This is a genomic window from Acetobacter fabarum, assembly GCF_022483405.1.
Taxonomy (GTDB): domain Bacteria; phylum Pseudomonadota; class Alphaproteobacteria; order Acetobacterales; family Acetobacteraceae; genus Acetobacter; species Acetobacter fabarum.
This window is the reverse complement of sequence record NZ_JAKVNI010000001.1, coordinates 149,009-166,728: the sequence shown is the minus strand read 5'-3', so window position 1 is coordinate 166,728 and position 17,720 is coordinate 149,009. Positions and strand designations below refer to the sequence as shown.

The 17,720-nt window shown below is 42.0% G+C and carries 17 protein-coding genes and 1 tRNA gene; 7 read left to right on the top strand and 11 right to left on the bottom strand.

Annotated features, from left to right (window positions below; genetic code table 11):
* The first annotated feature begins 39 nt into the window (after positions 1 to 39).
* Positions 40 to 115 (top strand) — tRNA-Glu (locus LKE65_RS00860).
* A gap of 105 nt (positions 116 to 220) precedes the next feature.
* Complete coding sequence (locus LKE65_RS00855) at positions 221 to 1,744, top strand: DUF6538 domain-containing protein (protein ID WP_278740048.1); 1,524 nt, start codon at positions 221 to 223, stop codon at positions 1,742 to 1,744.
* Here LKE65_RS00855 and LKE65_RS00850 read toward each other — a convergent pair.
* Complete coding sequence (locus LKE65_RS00850; RefSeq protein WP_278740047.1) at positions 1,737 to 2,366, bottom strand: recombinase family protein; 630 nt, start codon at positions 2,364 to 2,366, stop codon at positions 1,737 to 1,739. The two genes, LKE65_RS00855 and LKE65_RS00850, sit on opposite strands and share 8 nt — an antisense overlap.
* Before the next feature lie 413 nt (positions 2,367 to 2,779).
* Between LKE65_RS00850 and LKE65_RS00845 the strand changes: the two genes are divergently transcribed.
* Positions 2,780 to 2,959, top strand: a complete 180-nt coding sequence (locus LKE65_RS00845) for a Flp family type IVb pilin (protein ID WP_278740046.1) — start codon at positions 2,780 to 2,782, stop codon at positions 2,957 to 2,959.
* Between the two features lie 161 nt (positions 2,960 to 3,120).
* Positions 3,121 to 3,867 (top strand): Flp family type IVb pilin, encoded by a 747-nt coding sequence (locus tag LKE65_RS00840; protein ID WP_278740045.1) that lies wholly within the window; start codon positions 3,121 to 3,123, stop codon positions 3,865 to 3,867.
* A 41-nt stretch (positions 3,868 to 3,908) separates the two neighbouring features.
* Here the strand turns inward: LKE65_RS00840 and LKE65_RS00835 are convergent, their stop codons facing one another.
* From LKE65_RS00835 to LKE65_RS00820, 4 genes are all read right to left on the bottom strand, one after another.
* Positions 3,909 to 5,678, bottom strand: coding sequence for a hypothetical protein (locus LKE65_RS00835; RefSeq protein ID WP_278740044.1), 1,770 nt, complete (start codon positions 5,676 to 5,678; stop codon positions 3,909 to 3,911).
* Complete coding sequence (locus LKE65_RS00830; protein WP_278740043.1) at positions 5,678 to 6,061, bottom strand: hypothetical protein; 384 nt, start codon at positions 6,059 to 6,061, stop codon at positions 5,678 to 5,680. The genes LKE65_RS00835 and LKE65_RS00830 overlap by 1 nt, the downstream gene beginning before the upstream one ends.
* 316 nt (positions 6,062 to 6,377) lie before the next feature.
* Positions 6,378 to 6,797, bottom strand: coding sequence for a hypothetical protein (locus LKE65_RS00825; RefSeq protein ID WP_278740042.1), 420 nt, complete (start codon positions 6,795 to 6,797; stop codon positions 6,378 to 6,380).
* Positions 6,798 to 6,944: 147 nt separating this feature from the next.
* The gene (locus tag LKE65_RS00820) at positions 6,945 to 7,355 is read right to left on the bottom strand and encodes a hypothetical protein (protein ID WP_278740041.1); all 411 of its coding nucleotides are present in this window, start codon (positions 7,353 to 7,355) and stop codon (positions 6,945 to 6,947) included.
* 197 nt (positions 7,356 to 7,552) lie between these two features.
* Here LKE65_RS00820 and LKE65_RS00815 point away from each other — a divergent pair, with 197 nt between their 5' ends.
* Both LKE65_RS00815 and LKE65_RS00810 read left to right on the top strand, forming a co-directional pair.
* Entirely contained in the window at positions 7,553 to 8,260 is a 708-nt protein-coding gene (locus tag LKE65_RS00815) for a hypothetical protein (RefSeq protein WP_278740040.1), read from the top strand.
* Positions 8,261 to 8,338: 78 nt separating this feature from the next.
* Positions 8,339 to 9,421, top strand: coding sequence for a PD-(D/E)XK nuclease family protein (locus tag LKE65_RS00810; RefSeq protein WP_278740039.1), 1,083 nt, complete (start codon positions 8,339 to 8,341; stop codon positions 9,419 to 9,421).
* Here the strand turns inward: LKE65_RS00810 and LKE65_RS00805 are convergent.
* Together LKE65_RS00805 and LKE65_RS00800 are read right to left on the bottom strand one after the other, a co-directional pair.
* Positions 9,411 to 10,547, bottom strand: a complete 1,137-nt coding sequence (locus LKE65_RS00805) for a 3'-5' exonuclease (protein WP_278740038.1) — start codon at positions 10,545 to 10,547, stop codon at positions 9,411 to 9,413. The two genes, LKE65_RS00810 and LKE65_RS00805, sit on opposite strands and share 11 nt — an antisense overlap.
* A gap of 1,219 nt (positions 10,548 to 11,766) precedes the next feature.
* A complete protein-coding gene (locus LKE65_RS00800) occupies positions 11,767 to 13,332 on the bottom strand; it encodes a hypothetical protein (protein ID WP_278740037.1) in 1,566 nt (521 codons plus the stop codon).
* 506 nt (positions 13,333 to 13,838) lie between these two features.
* Between LKE65_RS00800 and LKE65_RS00795 the strand changes: the two genes are divergently transcribed.
* On the top strand, positions 13,839 to 14,168 hold the full coding sequence (locus LKE65_RS00795; protein ID WP_278740036.1) for a hypothetical protein: 330 nt from the start codon (positions 13,839 to 13,841) through the stop codon (positions 14,166 to 14,168).
* A 305-nt stretch (positions 14,169 to 14,473) separates the two neighbouring features.
* On the opposite strand, the gene LKE65_RS00790 is transcribed toward LKE65_RS00795, so the two are convergent.
* From LKE65_RS00790 to LKE65_RS00775, 4 genes are read right to left on the bottom strand one after another with little or no spacing between them, the layout of a single operon-like run.
* Positions 14,474 to 15,460: an NAD(P)/FAD-dependent oxidoreductase gene (locus LKE65_RS00790; protein ID WP_278740035.1), complete on the bottom strand. Its 987-nt coding sequence runs from the start codon at positions 15,458 to 15,460 to the stop codon at positions 14,474 to 14,476.
* 25 nt (positions 15,461 to 15,485) lie between these two features.
* Positions 15,486 to 16,409 (bottom strand): hypothetical protein, encoded by a 924-nt coding sequence (locus LKE65_RS00785; RefSeq protein WP_278740034.1) that lies wholly within the window; start codon positions 16,407 to 16,409, stop codon positions 15,486 to 15,488.
* A gap of 53 nt (positions 16,410 to 16,462) precedes the next feature.
* Positions 16,463 to 17,248 carry an SDR family oxidoreductase gene (locus LKE65_RS00780; protein WP_278740033.1) on the bottom strand — a complete coding sequence of 262 codons (786 nt, stop codon included), beginning with the start codon at positions 17,246 to 17,248 and terminating at the stop codon, positions 16,463 to 16,465.
* Positions 17,226 to 17,696: a dihydroneopterin aldolase gene (locus tag LKE65_RS00775; protein WP_278740032.1), complete on the bottom strand. Its 471-nt coding sequence runs from the start codon at positions 17,694 to 17,696 to the stop codon at positions 17,226 to 17,228. Before LKE65_RS00775 ends, LKE65_RS00780 begins: the two co-directional genes overlap by 23 nt.
* Between the last annotated feature and the right edge of the window lie 24 nt (positions 17,697 to 17,720).

The window sequence follows — 17,720 nt, the reverse complement described above, 5'->3', positions numbered from 1 at the left end:
CGGAGAGAATTTTACAGTAGGAGACTGGTCATTGCCTCTGTCCCGTTCGTCTAGAGGCCTAGGACACTGCCCTTTCACGGCGGCAACACGGGTTCGAATCCCGTACGGGACACCATACGTCTAAAAGGCATTGATTTTTCAACAAAAATCATACTTGTCTTCCCTCACTGTGTAACATGTCTGTGTTACATAAGGGACGCCAACTTTGCCTACTCCATATATGGTTAGACGACACCATACCTGGTATCTCAGACTGCGTGTTCCTGCTGACCTTTCCCCTGTCGCTGGTCAGCATATTGTTCGTTCCCTCAAAACCAGTGATAGAACAGTCGCAAGGGCAAAAGCTCTCGGACTGGCTTCAGCGTTCAATGGTATCTGGATGGAACTCAGACAAAGACTGGCAGAAAAGCTTCAAGCCTATTTCAACAGGGAAATCCCTGTTGATGAGATGAAAGCCTTTGTGCATGAACACGCTTCAGAAATCGAAGCCATGCCAGAGAACGTCAAAAAACATTTCTCCGACTGGCTCAACGTTGTCATGCAACGCAAGACACAGGAAGCACAGGATGCCCGCGAGAGTGCTGATATGACAGCAACCCTTGCAGATATGTGGAAACAGGCCAAACAACAGGGAATGCTGGAAGGGATGGAAAAAGCCATTTCCCTTGGTGGACTGACAACACAGGCTCCTCCTGCTCCCTCTATCCTCCCTACTCCATCAGCAAGCACAGAATGCTCTGAACCATGGACAAACCTGATTGAACGTTTCCATGACGATAATCCGGGGCAGACAGAAAAAACACGTGTCAGCTACCGCATTACCTTCACACAGTTTCAGGAAATTGTTGGCAATAAAGCCCTGAACCTCCTGACCAAACAGGACATTAAAGCCTATGCGGACTGGCTGAAAAACAAGCCTTCCTTACGTGGGGGAACATTGGGTCATGGCACGATTGTCAGGCACCTTGGGGAAGTAAAATTTTTTCTGAAATGGTGCGTCCAGTCAGGTCTGATTGAGGATAAAGGCTTTGCAGATGTCAAAGCCAGAGCCAAGACCCAGAAAGAGAAACTGACCAGACAGGAAGAAGTTCGCAGGGCGTTCACCAATGATGAACTGAAACAGATTTTCAACAGCCCCCTGTTTTCCGGCTACCATAGCAAGCACTTCAAAAGCAGACCCGGCCACCAGACAAAACGTCTGACTGACTTCTGGTTTATCTGCATTCTTGCCCTGACTGGTGCCAGAATTGGGGAAATTTCTGACGTTCCTGCCAAACTCTATGACCTGGAAGGAATTCCCTGTCTGGATTTACGCCAGACAGGAACAAAAACAGGAAACAGTCCCCGTCTGATTCCCATCCTGCCAGAACTGCGAAAAATTGGCTTTCTTCATTATGTCCAGAAACAGGCCCAGGCTGGTCTGGGATTAATGCAGTCACGCAGAGGGGAGGTTATCAAGCCTGAATCATGGTCAAAGCGTATCAATCGTTACCTTGAAGATATTGGACTGACAGACAAAAGCCTTGTGGCTTATTCCTTCCGTCATACCTTCAGGCAGGCTTTAAGAACCTCTGACCTGAACATGGAAATCATCAATAAAATTTTTGGACATGAAACGGATTCTGTTGGGGCTGGATATGGTTCCAACCTTTCCAGAGGGGAAGCACAGGCTTTTCTGGATAAGGTGAAATACCCCATTTTCCTTGACCATCTGGCAGACAGGAATGGGGTCTTCCTTAAATAGCATCCTGCCTGATGGTGTCAAAAATACTGCTCTGGCGTGTAAACTGGTTTTGCTGTTGCATGGCCTGAACACGTCTGACCAATGTGGCTAAAGACACACCAGCAATGGAACACGCATGTCTGTAACTTTTTCCTGATGCCAGAAGCTCAAGAGCATGTTGAACTTTAACAGAACTAACTTTGGGTCTTCCTATGGGGCGACCTGATTTTGTCCCATATTTCTGGGCATGGTCTATGCCACACCTGATGCGCTCATTAATGGTTTCACGCTCATTTTGAGCAATGACAGACATCAGCAGATAACTGACACGGCTTGACCTGTCTGACGTATCAACCCCTTCTGTCAGACTCCTGACTGTAATCCCTTTTTCGTTAAACTCTTCCAGCAATCGTGCAAGATGGGCTGTTCTTCTCCCAAGCCTGTCCACTTTCCAGACAGTCACAACATCCCCCTTGTGCAACAGATTTAATAATTTGTTTAACTCTGGTCTGTCTTCTGTTGCACCGGATATATTTTCAGTAAAAATTCTTTCTTTTGGAATTCCAGATTCCAGCAAACGAGTGACCTGCATATCAGTGGACTGGTCTCTGGTGCTGACACGTGCGTAACCATAAATTGCCATTAAAATATCCTCCTTAAATTATCGATCAGGTATTAATTTTTAAAATTAATTATGAATACATAGTATTGAATACAATTTAACCCTTATGTTTACAGTGTAAGGGGTTTGTGTTCCTAAAGGCAAGTTTTTGGAACAGTCTATATTTGAATATTTTTTGATTTATATTTTCAGAAAAATTTTACACTTCATCATGATTTAGGCAATAAAAAACCACCAGACCGTTTTTGGAGGGGGTCTGATGGTCACTTATGTCGCTACAACATAAAATTATTATTTAACATAAAAAAGATAATGTCAAGAAAATAATTTAAAAAAGTTCGATTTTCTTGCATATTAGCAAATGTATTTATTATTATATATTTAAGGCATCATAATAGTATGGTGTTCAATATTAATATTTGGAGGATTTTCATATGAAAACTTTAATTAAATCACGTAAAAATGAAGTCGGGGCAACCGCTATCGAATATGGTCTGATTGCTGCCTTAATTTCAGTCGTAATTATCGGTGCTGTCTCAACTGTTGGTGGAAACTTGAAAACTACCTTTAATACTATTGGTACTACTATAGGTGAAACCTCTACTGCTGGTTAATCCACAGAATCAATCACAAGGCTTTAACGGGGAACCTTTCGGGGTTCCTTTTTTTGTGTTCAAAGTCTGGAAGAATTTTTCCAAATAGTTCGATATAATTGAAGTTATTCCTGAATATATACTACAATAATTTACGTATATACAATGGAGGATTTTAAATCATGATTTTAACAAGGGTAAAAAATGAGATTGGGGCAACAGCCATAGAATATGGGCTTATAGCCTCTTTGATTGGTGTAGCTACAATAACGGGACTGCAATTAACTGGTGTAAAACTTGATAATACATATTGTTACATCGCTACCCAAATAAGTAAAGCTGTCGGAGGAAGTGGTGGTGGTTGTTCTGCTACGTCTTCGTCAAATTCAAACTCTTCCAGTAGCAGTGCTGATGGTTCAAGTTCTTCTGTCGATAACTCTGGCTCATCTGCTGACAGTAGTAGCGCAGATGCTTCATCATCTGCTGACAGTAGTAGCGCAAGCAGTTCACAAGAAAATAATGTGATTATTAACACCGGACAAAACGCATTTCATGGACAAGCAGGTCAGATGGATGATTTCATACAGTCATTGGCCGATAATAATATTACATCAATAACCGGTATATATGATGAGTATGGAAACGAATTATCAACACCTGAAAAGCTTATGAATTATTTTGGTGTTTCAATGGACACCTATAATGATGCTGTTAACAAAACATCTTCCAGGGCAGATTACAATTTGCAATTGGCTGCCAATAAAACTACGCCATGGATTTATTCGAAAGATTTAACACGGGTGTCCGTCGGAAATAGTAACGGAGTTTATTCTTATGATTCAAAAAACTCTAGCGGCGGTTTTGTAAAAATATCTGGATTGAAAAATACAAGCTTCAATATCTACCGTCCTGGCTTTATGTTGCCTTGATGCGGGAACCTTTCGGGGTTCCTTTTTTTGTGCGTTTCACATCATATTTTCAAAATTTTTCCATGACTTTCAACGTCTGAATTATCCTGTTTCATCCATGTCATGGCTTCATTGGTCTGTTGGAGAATTTTCGCATTTTCTGCGTCCATCTTCCTGTTCTTCCAGTCAATAACTTTGTCTTCCAGATAATCCACATTTTTGGAAATCATCTGTGTCAGAACGTCTTTTCCATGCAGGTTCAGGAAAGACTCAAACGTGACAGGAATTCTGTCCTGGTGTTCATAAAATTTCTGATAATTTTTGTAGGAAGCCCTGTATAAAAGGTAGCTCTGAAACAGGATATCTTCCTGCTGGTCATCGCTCATCATGTTCCATGTCGCATCACTGATGGGAGCAGGAAATCCAAAATTAATCGCAACAGGATAAACCTTCTCTCTGATGGTCACAGACCCACCAAAAAACAGACTTAGAAACAGTTCAACAAGCAAAAGCAGAATGTTGCTGTCGATGCTGTTGTTCCATTGGTCAAGCCAGTATTCCTGGTCTTTAAGGTTCTGATAGGCCCTGCGATAGAAATACCAGTCTTCCTGTTTTGCCTGTTTCAATCGGGTTTTTATATCCCTGATATAATCCGGGGTTATCAGAACAATATGGGACAGGCTGACAACATGGGTGATGCGTCTGTTCAGTGTTCCAGTGCAGACAATCTTTTTAATATCTGGCTTTGTGCTGACAGGATTTGAACCTGTTGCTGTGCGATGGTTTCGAGCAACTGCTGTATCTGGTCGATGGGTGAGGGTTTGTCTCCCGTCTGGTTGCTCATGAGGTCGAGAATGTCCTGTGTGTTCCTGTTCGCTCCACAGGCTTCCTGGTAGGTCTGCTGGTATAAAAAAATTCTCTTGTCCTGTTCCGAGTTCTGGAAGTGTTCTGTCATTAATTTTTCCTTTCTTTTGAATGTCTGCATACAATGGGAGGTCATACCCCCTGACGTAGTCCACAGCCTGTTTTGCTGTGATTTTCAGAGGTTTCCCCTCTGCTTTGGAGGCCATGTTGACCAGCCTGTTCAGCGCATGAACATTGCCCGTCTGGTCTATGACAACCGGCCCCTTATCCCCCATAGCCAGAAAACAGCCCTGAGCCTTTAACTGCTCCTTGAGAACATCCGGGTTATAGCCCTTCCAGCCCTTAAGAACGATTAAAGCCAGTCCAGCCTTATCAATATGGGTGCGTTCCTGTTGGGCACGTTCCTGGGGCTTCAGTTTCCCTCTGGTGCGTGTTCCTGACAGTCCTGCATCCCTGAGTAATTGGGCTTCTGCTGTTTTCCCTTCAGCATCCAGAGCCTTGATGACAGCATCATTATGTCTGCCGGACAGGATAGGTTCTCCTGTGCGTATTTCTGCCAGTCGATTCAGCTTCTCACGTCTGATGAAATCGTTATCCATTCGGATACAGGAGCCAGATGGTAATAGAAGGGAATAAACCCTGTGCTTATGTTCCCTGCCATGTTTGACATGCACAACTTCAGTGAAGGGCTGTTTTTGGAGAGAAAATTCATTTTCGTAATCCTGCCAGAAATCAGCCCATTGGTCTGATGTCCAGTCTTTCGCGGGGTCTGCATGAACATGGTGTAGAGGTTTGGAATGGCTGGCATAACGGCCAATACTGGTCAGTTCCTTAATCTGGTCTTTCGTGCCGGTTTCAATCAACCCACGTGATGCACCAACCATGACAGCATCATTCTGACGCTTGTAGTCCAGAAGGTGACGCCATAGTCCTGAGCCACCCTTGCCACGTGTAGCCCCGCTAATCATTATTTTCCTTCAAGCTTCTTGCGGAGCCTGTCCAGATTACGCACAGCATCACGCACATCAGGGATAAGGGTCTCTGCTTCAGCATGAGCCATGGCATGGCCCTCATGACGTGATTTGATGGCATATTGAACCAATGCTCCACACAGTTCAGCCGTGCTTTCCCTGAGCCTGTAGAGTTCCTTGATGTATTCCGGTTTCGGGGGAGCAAAGGCTTTAACAGTCTGCTTTGGAGGCAATGGGTAGGATAATGTGTCAGCCATCGTGCGACGAACAAGACTGTTTGCAGTCACATCCTGCTGTCTGGCCTGTTCTGTTATCCTGCCATACAGGTCATCGTCCAAACGGACTAAAAGGGAATGGTTCAGTTTTCTTTTTTCACTCATGAAATGGGTCTCCTGCTTAAATGGGGGTCAACGGGGGAAAAGCATTTTCCCCCTTGCCAGATTACCGAGTGTAGCAACGCGGATACTCGGTATGCCTGGCTATAATCAAAAGATAACAAAGGAGATGGCAAACAAGATGAGAAAACATAAACAGGTATAAAAAGGTATTTTACAGGTGAAATACAGGTGCTTTACATAAAATGTGTTACATATATAAAAACTTAAACATAATTTTGTGTTGATGTGATTTTATAAAAACAGGTCAATAGTCAACATAAAATCCTGTTGACTATGAAGGGAAAAACATAAGGAATGGTCAAGCGGGAACGCTGTTGACTGTTTCCTGTTTTTTCTGTTGGCGTGACTTCCTACGAACAACCTTGCTGACAGCATCCTTAAACGCATAAGCATGTTGTTTGATTTCTGCGAGGTCTTCAGGATTATCCTGAATAACATCCAGTAAGGTGCCAAGGTCCTGGAAGATGGAAGGAAGGGTTGTAATCTGTCTTCTGACACGTTCCCTGTTTACGGCTTCACTGGTGACACGCCACCATTCCAGAACCTCAGCTTTTTCCTGCGTGGTGCATTTATCCAGAATGGCACTTGAAACCATGGAATAACGGCAGGGGAAAGAGCCAAGGGTTTCCTTGATGGCTCGCTTCTTTTCAGGGTTGTATGTCCAACGACTGATTTCCCATTTGGATGTGCCTTTGTTGTCTAATAATCGAAATTGCATAGTTAAAATCTCCTTATAAAATAAATGGTCAACATTTCATCAATGTGACGGTCAAATATAATTATAAGTAAATAATAAACAGTATTTCAAATATATTATTATAACTATTTTAAAAATAAATATCCAACATAATTGTATGCTGATGCATCAGATTGTAATTTGGCGTATGCTGACGTAATGACCATCTCGCCTAAAGACAGTTTGCTCACTAGGCAAAGAGAAGACCAAAGATATTTCTTTCTTTCCCATGTCTGTCAAAATTTTTCTATCCGCATATACGACAAACTGATTATGGTTTTTGTTGAAGATAACACGCCCACGGGGCCATTCTTCATATTCAGACCAAAGGGGAACGCGAGACACTAAGGGTGTCTTTTTTTGTGTTCGGATTTTTTCCCAAAAATCATAGTGTCCACTCCATGTAACGGAGTCACCATATTCCTCCCCATCTTCAACCGAAATCATATCTGTTAGAAAACGTGATTCTCCATTTTCTATGATAAGCCAAAAAATACCAATTTTAGGAGAACAGGATATATTGATATTAGTGTCACTCATCACGCACTACATCCCATATTAATCTTAATTATAAAACATAAAAATTTTGATGCGTCAATTGTTAAATGCAGGTCTACAGAGCACATCAGAAATCTCATAAAAATAGAAAAATTTTCAATCGTAAACGCTCTTTAAAGCCTGTTGGCAAACATGACGAGTTCGCGTCATTGTCGACCATCTCTAATGGAGTAAATTATATGTCTAACATTAATCCAATAGACCTTCTTCCTCCTTCTTTGAAAAACCACCAGTTTGGTGGCCCTGGAGACATTGGTTCTCCCGAGAAACGCTCCCTATGGTTGTGTGGCATTGAATATGGTGAGTCAGAGAATGAAAACGGAACAGAAACCGAAATTGAAAATTATACGGTAGGTCTCCAGTGGCGTAATTGGACCTACAATCGGAATGCTTTCAAATTAATTGCATCTATCGAGGGACAAAAAGTCGAAGATGCATTGTCATATGCAGAACAGAAAAAGATTTTTGAGAGTTCAACAGCAGGCTATTTCCAGACCAACTTATTCCCTGTGGAATGTCGCACCCTTGAAGCGTGGTCTGAAGATGCGAAAATCAGAACGGGTTTCCTTGACAAAAGAGCCTATGCCGATTACATTCGGTCAATCTGTTTCGAAAATATGCATAAGCAGTTACAGGCCAAAAAACCTCGTTTGTTTTTAGGTGTTGGTATTACCCATGTGGGTGATTTTTCGCAGGTTGTGTTTGGGAAACAGGTTGAACTGGACCGTCATGACTTTGAGGTTGGTGGACATAGGAAGACTGTTTTTCTTCGTCCGGGAGAAATACCATTTGCTGTAGTTTCTCATCTTTCGTCCCCAAGTGGTTTGAATAGCAATGAAGCTCTGGAAACGGCAGGACATCTTATTCGAAAGATGATGCACAAATAACTGGGAAATCCGTGCAGGGATATCCTCGACATTCCTGCACATAGCGTTTTTCTTAGAAGTAATAATAGGAAAATTTATATGTCTGAAATTGAAGCAAGTAAAAATTTTTTAGAGGATGCAAAAACGCATTTTCCAGTAAAAAAACCATTAAACATATTTAGTCTTATGAAGTTAGATCATTATGAAAATCCAATAACTGACCTTTTGGCATTTTTCTTATATGACAAAAACGACCATGGTTTAGGCAATGTGTTTTTCCAAGGTTTTTTGGACTGCATACCTAATGGCGATATTTTGGGGAGAGAATTAATTTGTAAGCCCCAAAGGGAGGTATCGACCGAAGATGGAAAACGGATTGATTTGATTCTTTCAGGAGCAGATTTTTCTATTATCGTAGAGAATAAAATCAGACATTCTGCTGTTAATCCTTTTAAGTCTTACGTTGAATATGCCGAAAAATATTTAATGGAAGACGAGGAAAAGATTATTTACGTTCTGCTTTCTCCAGGAGGGCAGTCTGAAAAGAAAAATTGGATTGGAGTATCTTACCCCAATCTTGTTTCTGCAATTAGAAAACGTTTACTGACTATTTCTCTTAAAAAAGAAAATAAATGGTATATGTTTTCTGAAGAATTTTTGAACCATTTGGCAAGTTTAACGGAGAAATATGAAATGCAAGATAGGAATAAAGATTTTATTTTTAGTAATCTTACGAATATTAAAGAGTTAGAGAAAATTAAAAAAAATGTTTATAATATATACGAGAGTGAGATAAGTGAAAAAATATTTCCTTTTCTACACGGCTTTAAAAAGAAAGTGTCTTGTAAAGCGCCTTGGCCGAATGGCCCACGTTGGGAAATAGAATCTTGGAATGGAGCCGCAAAAATTATTCTGTATTACAAATCGATTGGCAACAATATCACCCCACAAATCCGGTTTTATGTATATAAAATAAACACAGACAAATATAAAAAGGAAGATGGCCAGGAATTATTGGAAAAACATTTCTTTGATTGGTTTAATGAAACCAATTTAGATTCTAAAAAAAATAAGTTTGAAGTAGACTGGACCAGTGATGTTTTTGATGAAGATATAGTGTTTTCAAAGCTGATATCCGGCATAGAGAAAATGAACACTTTTTATAAAGATTTCATTGAATAATTTCCATATTTGATGTGATTTTTTCTGGTGCAAACTGTTGCCAACGATGAGCCGGAAAGGGAATAATCTGAGCCGGTTCATCCATAATTTTCCCGAACTTCGCAACCAGTTCACTCGATAAATTCCTACCAATATTAGTAGCTGAGTTCATGAACAGTTTCAGATCCATCCAATGGCACGTCTTCATCCAACCTGTATCAAGATTAAAAGCCTTGCAGGTGTTCAGAAGCATCTGAGCGTCAAACGCCACATTAAACGCATAGACAGTCCTGCCAGACAGATGTTTGACCACTTCAGGGTAAATCTCCTGCCATGTCGTGATCCCCTGATTCCCCATGATGTTAGCGCGTGTCAAAATATCCTTCGTCATGTGATGGTGGTCGCTGGCTTCCTTCTGAATGGACACAGAAGGCTGACAGAAACGATTATACAGCAGATTACCCTTATGGTCGGTAATCGTAATCTGAATTACCTGGTCATGGTCTTCCCTGCCAGTCGTTTCAACATTCAGGACCAGATACGCTTTTGCAGGAATTTTCTTCTTTTCTGACATAGGACACTGAGCCAGTTTTTCCGGCTTTTCTATCTGTCTCAACAGGGCTTTCAATGCTTTGTCTGTGTCCAGACTGGTCATGAGACGGGAAAAATCATTGTTCCACCATAACATGGAAATTTCTGCGGGTTTCAATCCTTCCCAGATGTCTTTCAGGATGGTCTTCTGAACCTGAGAGAAACAGTTCCTTAATTGCCCAAGGGCTGGCATCAGCATCCTGTCAAAACCAAAATCCATACGCTTTTTGGTGATGAAAGGCTGAAGATATGGTTCAACAAGTTGTTCAAGAACTTTACGCTTATAACCAGCCTTATCCTTGACGTTTGCGGGAACGTCTATGAAATTCGGGAATAACCCCAGAATGTCATATCCAGTCTCTTCCACTTTATCCGCAACAGATGTTCTTGGTGCGTTCACCATGACAAAATCACGAATGTAAAAAACCGTGGAACGCCCCACCTTACGTTCATCAGAAAAACAACGCAGGTAACGCCCTGCCAAGGGACAGGAACGATTATCCGGGATTCTGATGCCTTCAGATAACAGGGAAAAAACAGTGCTGTAATTTATCATAGTATTACTCCATTCAATAACTTCTTAAATATACGTTATTTATAAACTATATTTATAATAAATGCAATATTAATATATTATAAATGAAGTAATTGCGTTAAATAGTTATAATTTTAAAAAAATAATCAACAGATTTCTGTATTGTTTCAATGCTGTGTTTTGCGTGGAATGGTCAGCAGTGTTTTTTGTTGACTGATAAGAAAAAAAACACAGCAAGGTTCAACAGGAAATCTGCGCGACTATATGGCAAAAATATCAGGAATGAACGAAATACCCCGGATATCAGCTACAAACAGATTTGCTGGAATAACCCGGATGGGAAAGCATCAGACATGCTGTTCCAATGCGAATTAAGCCACACACAGACACGAAACAGGAACAAAGGGTATAATCCTTCCCTGAAAGGGGAAAAATCGCATCTACGGGTCAATTTTGGTTATTTACGGGGGATATGGAACGAACCCGATAGACGAAGATTCCACGAAACAGAAAAAAGGGTCTGTTTAGTCTGAAAGTGATAGGGAAAAAGAAAAGAACCAAAAGAAAAAGAAAAAAAAGAAGGTCGGGTGGATTTCATAATCCCTAGTTATCCGTCCACACCTGTCGCACGTCAAAAACAAAACCAGAACCTTACAAAGTCCCTGATTTTTTCATTCTGTAATAACCCGGATGGGAAAGCATCAGACATGCTGTTCCAATGCGAAATAAGCCATGGAGAGAAACAAAACAGACTTTCAGGGAAGGATTATACCCTTTGAGGGGAAAATCTGCATCTACGGTTTATTTATGAAGAAAACCGGAAGTTCACTACAAAGCAAAAAAATCTGTAGTGAACTTTGAAACCAGAAACAGATTTTCCAGATGAATCTGGTGAAACAGATAAAACGCGAAATAAGCCACACACAGACACAAAACAGGAACAAAGGGTATAATCTTCCCTGAAAGGGGAAAAATCGCATCTACGGGTCAATTTTGAAGATTTACGGGGGATATGGAACGAACCCGATAGACGAAGATTCCATGAAACAGAAAAAAGGGTATGATTTGGTCTGAAACCTGATAAGTGGGATATCCAAAACTTCCAAAGTATGGAAAAAAGTTACCTCGCGCGCGGGTAGTATACAATTTTTTTTCATCATATCCGATAACTATACTATCGTATAGTTATCCGTCCCCACCTGTCACCCCCTAAATCCTAGGAAAACACTGGGGTTTTTTATTAAATCAATCCCTGTTTTTTTCGTTTATAAAAAGTTTTTCTGGAAATATTCAAAACTTCCCAGGGTCTGGACGCTGACAGATTATTTTCAGCAAGCCATTCCTGACGTGCCTTGCCCTGACTGGTAGGTCTTTCCTTACGCCCTTCTGTTTGTCTCTTTGTGCGTTTTCTGAGCAATCTTTCCTCATGGTCAATGAGCACAGTCATATGGGCCATTTCCTCACGGGTCAGGGCGAGAAGCTGAATCATGTCGCTGGTCGTGTAGGAATAGCCACGCTTTTTAGCCCCTTTTTCAAAATCTTTCTGGGCATTGGCTTTCAATGTGCTGAGAAGGGCATAACAGTTCTGGGTCATCCATGCGTCAAAATGACCATCCATCCATTTTTCCACTTCCCGCATGATGTAGGCAGGCTTGTGAAGTTGGGCAATCATGCACCCCGCCAGAAACAGGGGCATATCACGAAAGCCCGGTTTTGCTTTCAGTCCATGACAACGCAGATGAATCAGGGTTTTCAGATCATGCAGAACCTTTTTGCACCAGGATTCCCAGGACCTGTAACCTTTTGCGTTTTTGACCTGTGACACATCCGCACATTCCCTGTGTCCAATGGTTCTTTTGAGGTAGGTGACACTGGCATCACGCTTGACCCTTGGTTTTCTCGGCTTTTTGACTTTCTGATATTTTTTGCGTCTACGTTCCAGGTTCGAGGCATGATCTGCATCCTGTGCCACCTTGATGGCGTCAGGAAGATTCAGGGCTGTGCAGAAATCGAGAATATCTGAGGTTTCCATCCCTTCCTGATGAAATTTCTTACTGGTGAGTTTTTCATACAGGTCATGGAAATCATACGTTATTCCATGCTTTACGGCTGGTTCAAAATACTGTTCCGGCAACCAGTTGCCCTGCACCGGCCAGACAATACGACAGGGCAGTTGGGCCTTTGAATTAATGGAACCGGGAATACGAAGCACGCGGGACGTATCCTTGACGGCTGGATCAGCATTCCAGACCCCAAACAGGGAAATGAGTTTGACCATCATCTCGCGGAATTTGAGTTTGACATCCTCTGTGGCGGGCTGGTTTTCTGTGAACTGCCAGAGGGCATAAGCCCCTTTCCCGGAATTAATGATGTAGGACGGCATGACGATATGATGCTGGTCACAGAACATGCGAAGCCTTTCGGACTCCCATGCCCCCATACCTGTCCTTTCCCTGATAAACAGGGAACGATACTCACTCGATGGTGGGTTTTTATAGAAATCCAGGTCCACCCAGATATGGCTGATAAACGCACAATGAACACTCTTGCGATCTGGTTCATTGAAAAAACATTGGGAGAAATAGCGGTCCACCTTTCCCTGATGTTCGTGCATCAAGGCATTGAAGGACTCTGCTTTATGTGAGGTCTGAACAGGTTTTCCACCGGACATGTCCAGAATGGAAACATATGTGCCAACAGGAAGGGTGCGACCCAATAGACTGTCTTTGTGATAATGCGCGTAAGCTTCATCAATCTGTGTGAAAAAATCCTGCTCATCATGATTTTGTTCTAATGCTAAACTCATAAAATTTTTCTCCTTCAATCATGATGAAGAAAAATTTTCCGAGAACTACATTTTTTTACTTGACTAATTCATTTAAATACTACATAATCAAATCATAAAAACAGAGTGTGTGTTTTTGTTCTCGGTGGCCTCTTCTCCATCGCATTTGTGAAAGCCGGATGTTTGTCGCATCTGGCTTTTTCAATTATTAAAGCATGAAATGTTAATTTTTGCAAGTAAAATATAAACCGTATTTGCCAATACTAAAATACAAAAACATGGAATGAATTTTTTTTTGACAAAATACGATGAATATTGCATGATAAATTTACTTCGCAAAAGTGGTAATCTTTATGGGAACTACCCCATTGAGATTATGGAAGCCAGATGTTCACGCATCTGGTTTTTTTTGTGTCCAAATTTCCTGTCAAACTGGCTGTTGAGCCATTTCCTGCAATAGCCCGTCTTCCTTGCCTGTTTACCTGTCATACTTGTTGGACAGGTCTGTTCAACAGGGAAGGAAACATATGGAAGACACGACAAAAACATGGGGTATCAGGGGAATTTCTGCTGATGTCCGGCAAGCTGTGATTACACAGAGCCAGAAGCAGGGCATGAAAGCCGGAGAATGGCTGACAGTGGCTATTCTGGAAAAAATCAGACAGGACAGAAACGCAGGGAAAGCCCTGGTGGCTTCCAATGGGAAACCTGCTGTCAGTGCAGAGGATGCCTCTGCTGTTCTGGCTTTGCTGGAACGTCTACAGGGGATGGGAATTGAACCTCCTGAGCGCATGAAGAAACAGGCAACCACGCTGGTCAGGAAGTGCATGACATTAGCCAGAAGGGGAAACGTCTGACAAAAAATTTTTGGACGCGATTAAATGGTTTCCTGTCCTATTGGTTCATCATCCATGAGAAAATTAAAGATGAGCGGGTTTATGCACCTATGCAAAATTTTTAAGTCTTAAGCTTTGCCAGTTAAAAACACATGTGCTACATATGTGTAACACAGTGACTAAAAAACAAGATTTTGTGATTTTTTGTTCATAAAAATCAATATGTTGTAGCATTTGGTAAAAAAGCTCCCGTACGGGATACCATAGGTTTTTGAAGCATTGATTTTTCTAGTAAAAATCAGGCGCATTTTTCCTTAAAAGTAAAATTACTTTCCTCTGCAATTATTAATATGTCTTGCGGCCATAGTGCCCATAGCAACGGCCGTTGCCGTGCAGGGATGGCGGGGATTGGCGACATCACCAATGGCATACACAGATGGAATGCTTGTCTCGCAGTTCCCATCGACTACAAAATAATTATTCTCATCCCTGACCGGGCGAGGATTTCCAAAAAATTCTATTGTTGCAGAGGAGTTGGCACTATATCCGAGCATCAGGAGAATTGAATCCGATAAAATCGTCTGGTTGTTATTTGTTTCTATTTTTATTTTCTCATCATCTTGCATGGAAATATTGGTTATTTCTGTTTCCATGTGTAAATCAACCAAACCTGTCTGAACGAGGTCTTTAAATTTCCCTTGGCTGTCCTGATCTGCCCGGAAATGTTCTGAGCGAACTAAAAGAATAGGGTGGCTTCCTCTGCGGCTTAAAATGGAAGCGCATTCCAAAGCATTGTCGCCGCCCCCTACAATGACTGGGTGATCACCAAACCAAGAGTTGGGGTTCATATAGGATGCCGGTCCCATATGAATTAAATTTTTACATTTTTCAGCACCGGGGATCGATTTAATCCACTTCTGGCCGACAAAATCAGTGCCCGTAGCAATAACAATTGCTCTGACAATCAGGGTAATATTTTTAGGTCTGGCCCCTTCTTCTGCACGCAATAAAGTCGCCTGCCATTCGGTTTCTGAGAGTTTCGTGATGCTTATGATCTGGCTGGATAACATTGTCTGAATACGTTCATATGCGACATGTTTGGAAAAAATCGCGGCAACATCTTTGCCTAGAACAGACTGCCACCCTAAAAGCCATGTATTGGAGGCTAGGCTTTTCGCCTGAAGCCCCCCTAGGTTTTTGTCTTTTTCAACAATAACTGGATTTAAGCCATAATTTTTGAGCCATAATGCGCAGGACATTCCAGCGGGTCCGCCGCCGATGATCAAAACATTCAGGTTTTGTCTTTTTTGCATTTACCGGCTCCCTTCAATGTCACAATTACATTGTCAGTGTCTTTTTTATTTCGTCATCTAAATGAGCGTTCGGGATCAGGCTAAAACAGGCAGGGCATTCTTGTGTAAATGACCGCAAGAAGAATAGCAGATCCTGTGAGAAGAAGAGCTGTTCGCTTGGGTCCCAGAGAAATTCAGAGGACACATAGCATGTGGCAACCAGACACAAATAGGGGTCTTGGCCATAAACCCGTTCAAGCAGAGTATCATTGATTTTATATACGAGACGAGAAGTTGTTTCTTTATTCTCTCCCTCGTCTTCATAATCTTCGGTTTCTTCATCCACAGTTTTTTGCTTATGCCCCCCTGTTGTATGATGGAATTTATTGATGACAAAGTCAGATATGTCATCAATGTTGGGGGAGGAGTTGTTATGACTCAGTGAGTATTGGCTAGTAATGATGTTTTTATCTAAAATAAGATTGAAATTGATTTTTCTGACATTTATTTCGAGCCTGATCATCAATTTAAGATGATGGTCATTACCATGAGGCAGATAAGTTATGACATCTGCGTAGCATTCGCCTTTTTGTAAATTGGTGAAAATATAAGGATTGCGTGTCCGTTCTTTGAGTTCAACTGAAGACGAGGCTTGATAGAATTTTGAACGGATTTCATGAATGCCAGACAATGTCTCAGGTAGAACTGACAGGAAAAACTCTTCTGTTTTTCGGCGTAGAGCATCCACGCCAGTGCTGGAATGAGATACCAGAAGGGCAACAATAATAATTGGAAGAATAACCCCCAGAAGCTCGATACTGACCTTGATCAGTTCATCACCGTTCCATTCGAATATGCCAAAGAAAAACACAATGGTATTAATAATACCAACGGTAAATAATAGAATAAATATAAAGGCTTTGACCCAGCGGGGAACGCTAAGTATTTTAATTGATTGCAGTAGCTCCATTTATGCGCTCCACTTCCCGCTTTGTAATATCAATATATATTAAAAATTATTACTCAAACTACCGTTGTATCAAAAGCCACGTCTCTTACACGGTTGATAAGGCTTTCTCCTCCGTCAAGGTAGATGACCTGCCCAACCATGGATGCGGCCGACAGAATTAAACTCAGGCATGCAGAAATTTCTTCCGGGGTGGAACTGCGACCGAGTGGGGTGGCACGCCAGGCACGCTCAAAGCCTTCGTCTGTCTGCTTGCCGCTTCTCAAGGTCAGGCCGGGGGCAATGGCGTTTACCCGGATCTTGGATTTGAATGCCATGGACAGGACCTGTGTCACGCACAGCAGTGCTGCTTTGCTGATTGTGTAGGAAAGAAAATCGGGGTTAAGGCTTTTAACCTTGTGATCCAGAATATTTACGATGCAGCGGTCATCAATATTCCCTGGAGCACGCGCAAAATCCCTTGATAGGAAAAGGGGTGCCGTGAGGTTGGGTTCCATATGCTTGTCAAATGAATCGTAAGTAAGTGAATCAATATTATCGTATTCAAAATTGGAAGCATTGTTAACAAGAACGTCTATGGCACCATAATGCTCAACAACTGCCGGAATAAGTTTTTGAACATCTTCACGATTATTAAAATCGGCATGAACAGCAAAGCACTCGTAACCCATGGAGGTCAGAGAGTTTACAAGTTCAAGAGCTTCCTGTTCGGAGTGATTATACTGAATGGCAACTTTCCAGCCGTTCCGGGCAAGATCCTGCGAAAGAACAGCTCCGATGCGCTTTGCTCCCCCTGTTACAAGAGCAACCCGGGCATTGTTATTCTGATCGCGACTGGTCATTGTTTTTCCTGTTTACATTACCTGCGGGCAGTAGCTCAGAGCGTTCACCACAAATCTCAATACCAGCTCCGTCTGTTTCGTTAAAGATATCAAGTTTGGTGATGGAGATACGGATCGCATCCACGAATGGGTTAGCAAAACAAACCTCAACCAGTTCTCTGGCAAGGGTTTCCAGCAGGGGGGTATGCGGCCGTTCTGGCCATGTGATGATGGCATTGCGGACCGGATCGTAATCAATGTAAAGGTCTTTGTCGTGGGCTTTTGCGCCGTGCAACCATGCAAACATTTCGACATTAACGCAAAGTCGTGTCGGTCTTTCCGGGTAGAGTTCCCATGGGTGCAAACCAACCTGCGCATTCACAATGACATTTCGTAAGACTGACTTGAGGTACGGTCTGGTGCCTAAAGGTGATACAGCATTAGGTGATGGCATGTTGTCCCTAATCATCTCACCAAACATCCTTTGTTGGTA

Coding starts and splice junctions, on each gene's coding strand:
- LKE65_RS00855 (WP_278740048.1), top strand. CDS start 221: ATGGTTAGACGACACCATACCTGGTATCTCAGACTGCGTGTTCCTGCT.
- LKE65_RS00850 (WP_278740047.1), bottom strand. CDS start 2,366: ATGGCAATTTATGGTTACGCACGTGTCAGCACCAGAGACCAGTCCACT.
- LKE65_RS00845 (WP_278740046.1), top strand. CDS start 2,780: ATGAAAACTTTAATTAAATCACGTAAAAATGAAGTCGGGGCAACCGCT.
- LKE65_RS00840 (WP_278740045.1), top strand. CDS start 3,121: ATGATTTTAACAAGGGTAAAAAATGAGATTGGGGCAACAGCCATAGAA.
- LKE65_RS00835 (WP_278740044.1), bottom strand. CDS start 5,678: ATGATTAGCGGGGCTACACGTGGCAAGGGTGGCTCAGGACTATGGCGT.
- LKE65_RS00830 (WP_278740043.1), bottom strand. CDS start 6,061: ATGAGTGAAAAAAGAAAACTGAACCATTCCCTTTTAGTCCGTTTGGAC.
- LKE65_RS00825 (WP_278740042.1), bottom strand. CDS start 6,797: ATGCAATTTCGATTATTAGACAACAAAGGCACATCCAAATGGGAAATC.
- LKE65_RS00820 (WP_278740041.1), bottom strand. CDS start 7,355: ATGAGTGACACTAATATCAATATATCCTGTTCTCCTAAAATTGGTATT.
- LKE65_RS00815 (WP_278740040.1), top strand. CDS start 7,553: ATGTCTAACATTAATCCAATAGACCTTCTTCCTCCTTCTTTGAAAAAC.
- LKE65_RS00810 (WP_278740039.1), top strand. CDS start 8,339: ATGTCTGAAATTGAAGCAAGTAAAAATTTTTTAGAGGATGCAAAAACG.
- LKE65_RS00805 (WP_278740038.1), bottom strand. CDS start 10,547: ATGATAAATTACAGCACTGTTTTTTCCCTGTTATCTGAAGGCATCAGA.
- LKE65_RS00800 (WP_278740037.1), bottom strand. CDS start 13,332: ATGAGTTTAGCATTAGAACAAAATCATGATGAGCAGGATTTTTTCACA.
- LKE65_RS00795 (WP_278740036.1), top strand. CDS start 13,839: ATGGAAGACACGACAAAAACATGGGGTATCAGGGGAATTTCTGCTGAT.
- LKE65_RS00790 (WP_278740035.1), bottom strand. CDS start 15,460: ATGCAAAAAAGACAAAACCTGAATGTTTTGATCATCGGCGGCGGACCC.
- LKE65_RS00785 (WP_278740034.1), bottom strand. CDS start 16,409: ATGGAGCTACTGCAATCAATTAAAATACTTAGCGTTCCCCGCTGGGTC.
- LKE65_RS00780 (WP_278740033.1), bottom strand. CDS start 17,248: ATGACCAGTCGCGATCAGAATAACAATGCCCGGGTTGCTCTTGTAACA.
- LKE65_RS00775 (WP_278740032.1), bottom strand. CDS start 17,696: ATGATTAGGGACAACATGCCATCACCTAATGCTGTATCACCTTTAGGC.